Here is a 7,851-nt window from a genome sequence, read left to right as displayed (position 1 = left end):
AGCGAAGAGCCGCATCACCGATGTTCGACCATTTCCCTGCCGGGTTATCCTTTGACCAGATGCCGCCATCATTTGCTGGTGAATCACCAGCAATGACATGCTCCAGATCCCCGAGATATTTATACCATGAGCCATTGTAGTAAACGATTTGCTGGCGATTATCGACTGTGAGGCCGGTTGCCCAGTTACCCAGCTCCTGCCAGCCAATGGATGCAACCGCCTGCTCGCCACGCCCCGTGATATACGTGATGAAGCGACTGAAGATCATCTCCATGCCGTACCAGGTTTTGCGGAGCACTCCTAACCGGTCATCGAGCTCTTCTTTTGTCCTGTCATTAACGAATTTATCCACGTTTTCGGCGTTATCGTACAGGTCCTTTACGGCAGCGGACCCTAAAGGATTTTTCGTTTTGTATGTGCTCATAGTCGCCCTATAACAAAAAACCCGCCGAAGCGGGTTGTTGAGAGTCATTTATGTTTTATGCAACGTCGCCGGGGTAACTGGCGTTGTCGTAGTCGTAGAATGACGCGCGGTACTCTTTTGCGGTGACCTGGCACGTCCCGTCAGATTGCGGGGCAATTTCTGAAACAATCGCGTCATAGCCGACACGAGAGGAATCACAAAAAATCAGCCTCACCGGCTCGATGGAAGGTGTGCTGAAATCAATGGCGTCGAACTCGCTGAGATACGGTACGGAGAGTTGATAATCCCCGATCTTTGTCGCCACCATCAGCGCAGATGCTGATCCGTCCTGGTAGCGAATCAGTGCTCTCGGATTCGGATACGCCCAGTTCAGGGGTTCTGATACCGTCAACGTCGAGACGCCGTCAGTGGTCGATAATGACTCCACCAGACAGCTGATTGTCGTTGCTGAATCCGGTATGTCGTCAGTCAGAACGATACGGTCACCGACGTTGTAACACAGCGCATCCAGCTCCGTTGTAGTCTGGAACGTCAACCGCTGATGCAGATACTTCATCAGGCGTCTCATACCAATCTGCCAGGCGTGGTCCCGGTTCAGAACACCATCGAGTTTATAGTCCTCGATTTTGACCGGTGTCGGATTGTCAGTCGTGCGGCACTGGACTGTTTCCTCCGCCCAGGTAGTGCCGTTGATGTAGGTAACGTCAACACCGTCATAATCGTCATCTGACGGCGCTGAGAAGCCGGTCTGCAGCTCTTCTGTCATCTCATGCGGCGTGATAATGCCCGTCCATGGCTTAACCCCTTCACGCCCGACCGTCGCCAGGCCATCACTAAGCAGAAAATAGGATTTCCCGGCATTCGCGATTTTCTGCAGCATTTCCAGGGCGGAGATACTGTCGCCAGTAGCGAAATCGAAATATTCGTTCCCGGGCGTCCAGTACATCGACTCCAGTTCGCTGATGGTCTCTGTATCCATCTGAAGACCCAGAGAGTTCCCTACGTTCAGCAGCGCGCCGGAAATCGTCCGCGGTGTACCTGAGTCATAAACACGTGTGGCTACGACATTCACCCGCCGATCGGACTGTGCCGCAAGTTTCCCTCCGGTCTCGACAGTCACCCCCAGGAGAGTCACGCCAGCATAGGATACCGGACGCGTCAGAAGTCGCCCCCTGAGTGCCTGCCAGTACATGTTGTCACGGGCATTGTTGCTGCCCTGCTCGTTCCGTCGACGACAACGAACTTCAACCAGACCAGGTGAGTCAAGAACTATGCGTTCAGTGAATCCAAGCCCGTTAACGTTTTTCAGCGCATACTCACCTGTTTTACTGATCCATCCGGCACCAGAACCATAAACCCGATACTGAATCTCCCACTCAACATGGCGTATTCGTTTTTTCCCTTTGCTGTCAAAGCCACAGATACCACTGGGGAAAGAAAAATTGACCTCAAAAATATCAACAGTTTCGTTATCCGGACTTGCCAGAAATGGTCCCATCCAGGTATCGCTGTCATTCAGTCCGGTGGCTTCGTAGTCGATCATTGTCCGGGCGATGAAGCCGGGCCATGACGCATCAATCGCACCGTCTACCATGCGGCCTACCGTCGCCGTGGTCCCGTCAGTAGAAATAATCTGGTACTCATTGCCACGGTGAGACAGCGAAAGTCGTTGCGTGCCTTCCGGCATACCTGAGAATGCAGTTCCTGTGGCGCTGTTATAGGCCAGGGTCACGTTTGCTGTTATGGCCGCACTGCCGCCTGTTGATGCCGTGCCGGTAGAGTAAGCCGGGGTATCGCCGAAAACAGACGACGGAAGCGAAGACGAGGTTATTGATCCACCGGCGAACGGGCTGGACTCCTCCGTGATCAGCACTGTACCGCCATTGTCCTGCGCGACCAGTCCCGAACCGGTCAGCCCCTCCGAGATAGCGGCCAGCAGGCCGGACATGTTCACATAATCTGCAACCAGCGAGACGGTATAGGTTGTTCCGTGCCAGGTGAACGTAAAGGTTGTACTGCCCAGAGAGAAATCGTAAGTCGTCGGCGCAGCGCTGGCCTGGATTTTAGCCGCGCTGCCACCCTCACCAGGCACGGCATCCTGCCCCGGCGTATATGCTGCAATGAAGAGATCATAATCAACACTGTTAAAACTCAGCGTCACCGGCATTCCAGCCGCCGGAGCGATTTCCGTCAGCAGCTTGCTGGCAAACACGCTGTAGCCTGACGAGGTGGAAATCAGGAAATTGGTAGGCGCTTTAATCTCCACAATAGTACCTTCGACCCAGCTGTCAGGCAGAGCGTTGTCGTCTTCATCTTCATCATCGTCGTCATCCGTATCAAGCCCGGTAAACGTTACGGTCGCGCCGGACACAGTCATGCTGTCCGCGATAATATCGTCTGAGTCCGGTGAGGTCTGCGCCATATCAAGGCCAGTACCTGAAGACGTTCCGCCCACCTCGGTGGAATTAAACCAGTTCTCGCTACGTTCATCGCCGGATACATCGGCGCCAGGTGGGTAATGGGTGTGGCTGAATCCATCAAGGGTCGATGCTGGCGTATCCCCCACGCGCAGATCACCATTAGAGAATGAGAAGTTACCCATTCCCAGACAAACCAGCATATGAACCCGCATGATCGTCGGATCGACAGGGTCAAACCGGGTAACCGGCTGGACCACATAATCCGGGTAAATACGGCGGCGGCCAAAAACTTCACGAATGGGGTCACCCAGTTTGGCTGTATTCGCTTTTGCCGGATTGAGATCAAGACTTCTGCCTGTCGAAGAGGAATATCCCCCGGAGTCCAGGCCCGACATCATGAAAAGCGTGTAAGCCGCAGAGGCTACTGCGACGGCCACCGCTGCCCACGCGGCTATCTCAAGCCCCGTCCCGTAGGGTACAGGATAGATACGCACATCGCTTTCAGGCCTGATATAGCATAACGGCCATTGCTCGGGAGGAATGTTGACGCCACCCAGCTCAACCGACACAGGGTGTCTCTCACGCTCACTGTAGCTTTCAACATTTTCAACCATCCACGCATGCAGCGTCATCGCCCTGTGTTCATGCGTTTCAAGCGGCTCACCAGGTAGCCGGGAGGGGTAGATTCTAATCACCGCCAGAACTCCACTTTGACAAAGCGCCGCTTAAATCGAGGCAACGGAAGAAACGTGACATTCGTTCCCGGGTTGCATTCGGCTACATGTAACTGGCCGCCAATACTGACGACGATCCCCACATGTGTCACCGATGAGCCGGAGTAACAGGCCACACCAGCCCCCTCACATGGCTCACAGCGCTGTAGGGAAAGCATCAGTTTTCTGGCCTCCCGATCGAGGCCGCCACCGTCTTTGGTCACACCGGCAAAATCAGGCCATTCAGAAAGCCCCAGGTCCCGCCGTATTTCATTCACGATGCCAAAACAGTCAAGTTCAGGGTAAGCGCGTCCCCCCTTCAGCCAGGTGACTGAACGGTATTTTTCGGAATTGAACATAGATTTTCCTTAGTTGGCGTAACGCAGGCCTGGGAAGTAATTCAGTGTGTAACGATTACGGGGCCACGCAGTATCCAGCACGTTCATGTAACCCGCAGTGATCTGCGCTTCTGTCGCTGTCCAGTAACCTGGCTTAATCGCCAGGGTGTAAGGGACGGCGGCTGGCGCGGCTAAATCCGTGGAGATGAAACTACGATATGTCAGAGATGCCGAGTTGAGATTGTTAATGGCGTTTCGAATGGCCGTTGAAACCTTGCCATCAACATTGCAGAGCGCAAATTTTAAATCCTGAGTGCCATCATCATTACGGGCGGGTAATGCGACATCCATCGCGCAAGCTTTGAATTCAACGGTGTCCCCGTTCTCTGTTGTTGCGGTGATATCGTCGTACCCGTTGCATAGGTAATGGACCTCATCGCCGATGTTGATCTGCAGCGTTTCAATAATGACCTCGGGACCGCTGCTGGCATAGAGACGGTTGAGAATTGTCATGCTTCAGGCCACTCCCTGTTAACTGCCAAATCGAGAATATCGCTGTTGATAATGAAATCTGGGAAATCGACCCATCCAGGAGGTAATACGGGTCTTTCCCATAATTCCAAAGTGGCAGTAAACATCCACTTGCCTGGTTTTACCGGGGTCGGACCTTCATAAATATCGACGAAACGACATTTATAAGGCTCAACACCCATTGGAGTTTTGAGCACCATATAAAACCAGGAAGTACCATCGGTGATAGTTTCACGAAACCAGGCTTCAAATAGCTGAGCCTGTCCATCGCTTTTAAATAACCATTTAACGCTGTTTTGGGTTGGCGTTGACAAATATCTACGTCGCTGGCGAGCTCTCCCTGTTGTCATTTCAGTTCTTGATAACGGTGATACAGGTTTAAACCCATAACCATCATAAAGTGGAACAGGAAGGTAATCATGTGGGTAATAAATATCTGTCATTATCTCATTCTCCGCCCCGGATACACTGACCTTATCGCGCGCCCATATTCTTCCGTCGGCTCCATCACCTGAGATGTCAGATACTTCACAAGACGCTTTTCAGACTCCCTCTGCCGCTTATCAAATGAGGCAAGCATTGCATCATCCGGCTTACCCGAAAAAGTATTATTAAACTCAGCAACAATTGGACGACCACCAGTGGTCCTTTGCTGCCGAACCTGATCTAACGTTGCGTCCAGTTTTGCAGATGTACCCGCAGTGGTTACACGCTCCCCTTTTTTTAGCAGCCAGGTGCCCGTTTCCGGAATTTTATCGATACCATCGTGCGCCATGCCTGCAAGAGCTAATCCTGAGATGGCAGCAACAAGAGGCTCTGTGACACCAATAGCGGCAGTCAAAGCAGCAGGAGCCATAGCCGGGCCCACGATTGGAATAGCTGCAGTGGAAGCATATGCGGCCAGTTGAGCCTGTAACGCTGTCGCCTGCGCATTAGTGATCATGGGAGCTGCAGCTGCAGCTTGTGTTGTTTTCCCGACAAGCAGCTGCACCCCCTGATATACCAGCCATTGTGCAGCAAGCTGGGCTAGGGTCTGGATGACTGTTTTACCAAAACCTTCAACCATGTTACTCAGGGCATCGCCAGCATCTTCAGACTGAGTGGCAAGGTCATATAACCCTTGCTGGAGATTGCTTGTTACTCCGCCGAGCGCAGTATTAGTCGTATCCGCAGCAATCTGGTTATAGTTGGCGGCCATGTCAGCATAGTTTTCCCATGACGACTGAACGCCGGCCAACCAGTTATTACGCATTTCATCCTGTGCAGCATAATAGCCCTCAAGGGCGGAAAGCTCTTTCTGATACCCTTCATCTTCCAGGCTCCCCCCCTGATTTTTCCATCCCTGCCTTAACTGCGCCCTCTCGTTATTACGTTGCGCGTCCCTGTCACTTAACCCAGTACTATCTGTCAGTGCAGCAGTCTTTTCCTGCATCTGAGTAACATATTTTAACGAGTTATCCTGAAGCTTGTTCAGCCGTTCCTGGGCGACAATCTGATCCCCCAGCTTCGCATTAACCTCAGCCTGCGCCAGAACCTTATCCTTGCTGGCTAGTAACGATTGTTCATCCTTGCTCAGCGCGCGTGTTTTCGATGCCTCTTCGATAACCGAGAATTTTGACTGTAAAGACCATAAACTTTTACGTTGCTGACTGATGGTATCGTTAAGCCCTGTATGCTGTTGCAGCAACTTTAACTGGGTCATCAACTGCAGGGTTTCGGCATCCGTCTGATCAGAAGAGCGATCACCAGCAGAAACTTTAACGCCTTTTGGTTTCGGCGTTTTTTTTACTGAAGCCTCATATTCCTTTTTCGCTGCCGCCATATTGATGGCGTAATCAGCCTGAAGGATACGTCCCTCTTTGAGAGCCTTATTTAACTCATTTTGACGGGCAGTATATTTTTCGAGTGCGGTTTGGGATTTAGCGTAATTTGCCTGAGCCTGGGCGGCGTATTTTTTCCTGTCAGATTCTAAAGCCGCTTCTTTTTCTGCATTTGCCGCACTAGTGCTGGCAATACCAGCCTGCTGCTGCGCCATATCGAGCGCCAGACGGGCTGATTCCCGGTCACTCCAGAACCTTGCTCGGGCTTCATCATTTACATAGCGATCATTTTTCCGCAGATTCCAGATGTCATCAGCACGTTTAAACGCCGCCTCAGCCTTACTTACCATCTCCCCTGCAGTGTCTGGCCTCCCCAAATCCAAAGCAGCATCCCACATGGATTTAAACGCGCGTTTCAACGAATCAGCAGAGCGCTCAATCGTACCCATGTTATCGATCAGGCTCTGAGTCTGGGTGTTAAATCCTTTAGTCGCTGCATCATTAGCCGCCTGAAGTGCAGCGGCTTCATCTCCTGAACGTTGTAGCTGAGCAACGTAATCAATCTGCTCGGCTGTCACGTTATGAAACTGTTGCGCCATCGCAATCAGGCCGGACGTCGGGTCATTGGTCAGTTTCCCGAAAGCTTCCGCTACCTTTTCAACGGGGATACCAGATGCCGTAGAAAATTTTGCAACTGACTGGCTTAGCTCATCAAAACGCGCACCCGCCCCCACGCCAGCATTAATTAATGCTGTCAGAGAATCACTGGTTTTATCAAAAGTAAGGCCTGCTTGCTGTCCCGACCTTGCGAGTACCAGCATTCTGTCGGTAGTCAGTCCGGCCGTGTTGCCTGAAAGCGTCAGTGTCTTATTAAAATCGGAAAGTGTTGACGATCCCTGATAGAAGATATATCCCATTCCGGCACCCGCGGCAGTCAATGCTGCAACGCCTACGGCCAATGGGCTTACAGCACCAAGTAATGCTCGGAATGTTGGGATCAGTCCACCAAATGAGTCTTTAACCTGCCCGCCCTGCTGGAGTAAAATTAGCCACGGGCTCTGCCCACCAGCTAACTGAGTTGCGACATCAGTAAACTGTGCAGGCAGCATGCGCATTGCGTTATTATATTGGCCGATTGAGATACCGGCACGTTTTGCCGCACGCTCCTGCCGCGTAAACGCTGCGGTGACCTGGGCTGTGCTGTCATTAGCGGCCCTACCTAACCCGCTCAGCTGCTTATTCAGATGAGCGACTTCCTCATCAAATTTTGCGCTATCGCCGTCAATTTTAACGACCAGATCACCCACTGGCTGGGACATAGCGAGTTCCTCCAGGAATGCTTTCAGCTATAGACATAAGTTGTTCATCGGAAAGCTCATCGCTCTCTGCCCTGCCTGTTGCAAGCAAACTAAAATCGAGGGCAGAAATTCCGTGTTTATCCGGATCGGTGAAGAGACTGACTGCGAGATAACTAAGGTTGGCGAAATGAGAATCCAGAAGGTCGTCACTAAAACAATGATCCTGGTAATACTCAATCCATTCAAACCATTCCGAGGAAGACATTTCCGAAAGCATTGCGCGCCAGTCTGGTCGTCCAAACTCCCT

General features: G+C 51.9%; 6 protein-coding genes and 2 pseudogenes. All 8 read right to left on the bottom strand.

Annotation, left to right across the window (positions count from 1 at the left end; genetic code table 11):
• Positions 1-424: pseudogene (locus AC007G_RS27645) on the bottom strand (hypothetical protein); the annotation flags it as partial.
• A 55-nt stretch (positions 425-479) separates the two neighbouring features.
• The gene (locus tag AC007G_RS27640; protein WP_131066553.1) at positions 480-3,539 is read right to left on the bottom strand and encodes a host specificity factor TipJ family phage tail protein; all 3,060 of its coding nucleotides are present in this window, start codon (positions 3,537-3,539) and stop codon (positions 480-482) included.
• A complete protein-coding gene (locus tag AC007G_RS27635) occupies positions 3,536-3,916 on the bottom strand; it encodes a nitrite transporter (protein ID WP_326007564.1) in 381 nt (126 codons plus the stop codon). Before AC007G_RS27635 ends, AC007G_RS27640 begins: the two co-directional genes overlap by 4 nt.
• A 9-nt stretch (positions 3,917-3,925) precedes the next feature.
• Positions 3,926-4,408, bottom strand: coding sequence for a DUF1833 family protein (locus AC007G_RS27630; protein WP_097357936.1), 483 nt, complete (start codon positions 4,406-4,408; stop codon positions 3,926-3,928).
• Entirely contained in the window at positions 4,405-4,869 is a 465-nt protein-coding gene (locus tag AC007G_RS27625; protein ID WP_087638361.1) for a hypothetical protein, read from the bottom strand. The genes AC007G_RS27630 and AC007G_RS27625 overlap by 4 nt, the downstream gene beginning before the upstream one ends.
• Positions 4,869-5,624 carry a hypothetical protein gene (locus AC007G_RS27620; RefSeq protein ID WP_422396179.1) on the bottom strand — a complete coding sequence of 252 codons (756 nt, stop codon included), beginning with the start codon at positions 5,622-5,624 and terminating at the stop codon, positions 4,869-4,871. The genes AC007G_RS27625 and AC007G_RS27620 overlap by 1 nt, the downstream gene beginning before the upstream one ends.
• A gap of 291 nt (positions 5,625-5,915) precedes the next feature.
• A pseudogene (locus tag AC007G_RS27615) lies at positions 5,916-7,565 on the bottom strand (phage tail length tape measure family protein); the annotation flags it as partial.
• Complete coding sequence (locus tag AC007G_RS27610; RefSeq protein WP_237184140.1) at positions 7,546-7,821, bottom strand: phage tail assembly protein T; 276 nt, start codon at positions 7,819-7,821, stop codon at positions 7,546-7,548. The pseudogene AC007G_RS27615 and the gene AC007G_RS27610, both read right to left, overlap by 20 nt.
• Positions 7,822-7,851 lie beyond the last annotated feature (30 nt).

This window comes from Klebsiella sp. CSG-1 (assembly GCF_056521145.1).
This window is presented reverse-complemented; position numbering and strand designations above follow the sequence as displayed.